We start from the raw sequence: 1,747 nt of genomic DNA, 5'->3' as shown, positions 1-1,747 counted from the left end.
TTTTTTGCTTGCAAAAAACAGAGGATGTCTCAACAGCAACGAGGCATCCTCTTTCTATATATACCGTATTGAACGAATTCACTTCTATATCCGGTGTTTCATCGAGAGGACAGACATCCTTTTAAGCCAGCCCTTTTTGATCGCTTGTGTTGACAACTCCTTAGTCCGCTTCAGCTTCTTTTAAGCCATAATGGACCTTTTTCTATATTTACTCTTAAGGGAAAGTGTTCATATCACCCCCCTTGTTTCCTGACCTCCAGCCTTTCCTCTGTTTTGCGAAATACACGCAATGCGCCGCTCATCACCACCAAGGCGAGCGAACTGATGCTGAAAAACGGGATCAGCCCCGGAATATACATCAATAAGACGAACAAGACCCCAACACTCATCAGCATCACGAGCGTCATGAGTGGATTGGCCATTCCAATGAGAAAGGCATATTTGATATATTGCCAAAAGCGCAATTCGTAATGCACATAGATCGGAAATACATATAAAAGCGTCACTGTATAAAAAATGAAAATGATCAGCAAAGCAACAGAAAACGGAAATCTCCATTCTATTGGCACGTGAGCGAGGTATAAAAGATCGATATAGAAAATATACGCTGCCGCCATCAACAAAAGCCCAATCCGGTTCGCCCGCCAAAATTCACCTTTATACGTACGAACGAATGTTTTCAGCACTGGAACATCGTGATCGTGAAAGAGAAGCCACTTCCTTACGATCGTAAACAGCGCCACCGTCGCCGGCGCAATGCCGAGAATGACCAGTCCAAGGACGGTAAAGACAAACCATAATAGATTGATATATGCAAGTCTTGTAATCCATTCACAAGCCCGATACAACTTTCCATCCAGCAAGCCGGTGCGCATAATTCATCCACCTTTTCTTGTTTTTTACCAGTATATCATAAGTCAAAAAAAGAGGGGAGGCTTTGTTTACCCTCCCTTCAAACTCCGGCATAAGCCAAAAAGCCGCCGTCAACAGGAACAGTCGTTCCAGTGACAAATCCACTCATTTGATCATCCACAAGCCAAAGCAAAGTCCCCAGCAAGTCTTCCGGCTTGCCGAGCCGCCGCATCGGTGTATGCATCAAAATTTTTTTCGTCCGCTCTGTATACGATCCGTCAGGATGTTTCAAAAGATGTTCATTTTGTTTCGTCAAAAAGAATCCCGGGGCAATCGCATTGACGCGAACCCCGATCTCTGCGACATGCACAGCCAGCCATTTCGTGAAGTTTTCAATTCCCGCTTTAGCCGCACTGTACGCCGGCACTTTCGTCATCGGCCGCGGAGCGCTCATCGAGGAAATATTGATGATGGTTCCCCCTCTTCCTATCATCTGTTTAAGAAAATGCTGCGTCGGGATGATCGTCCCAAGAATATTTAAATCAAAAACATAGGAAAACCCTTCTGTCGTCAAGTCGAAAAACGTTGTAATGTCTTGATTCTCTAGATCCTGCAACTCGAGTATTTCCTTTGTCGTAATGCCTTGCGGATGGTTTCCGCCTGCCCCATTAATCAGGACATCGCACGGCCCGTAAACGTCCGCTACCATTTCTGCCGCCTGTTTGACGCGTTCGACATCCAGAACATCGCACGAAATGGCCAGCGCCTCACCTCCTCGCTCTTCAATTTCATTCTTGATTCTTTCAGCTTTCTCGAGCGTTCGGTTTAAAATCGCCACTTTCATTCCTTGGCGGGCCAGTTCTTTCGCCATGCAGCTGCATAATACCCCACCCCC

At 46.0% G+C, this 1,747-nt stretch carries 2 protein-coding genes; both read right to left on the bottom strand.

Features of this window, described 5'->3' with window-relative positions:
• Positions 1 to 233: 233 nt before the first annotated feature.
• On the bottom strand, positions 234 to 875 hold the full coding sequence (locus tag VU18_RS16855) for a YesL family protein (RefSeq protein ID WP_021321583.1): 642 nt from the start codon (positions 873 to 875) through the stop codon (positions 234 to 236).
• Positions 876 to 952: 77 nt separating this feature from the next.
• The coding region (locus tag VU18_RS16850; RefSeq protein ID WP_047758637.1) for an SDR family oxidoreductase at positions 953 to 1,747 on the bottom strand (795 nt) is incomplete at its 5' end.

It is taken from the genome of Geobacillus sp. ZGt-1 (genome assembly GCF_001026865.1).
Lineage (GTDB): Bacteria > Bacillota > Bacilli > Bacillales > Anoxybacillaceae > Geobacillus > Geobacillus thermoleovorans.
Note: the sequence above shows the minus strand (reverse complement) of the source record. Positions and strands in the feature narration are given on the sequence as shown.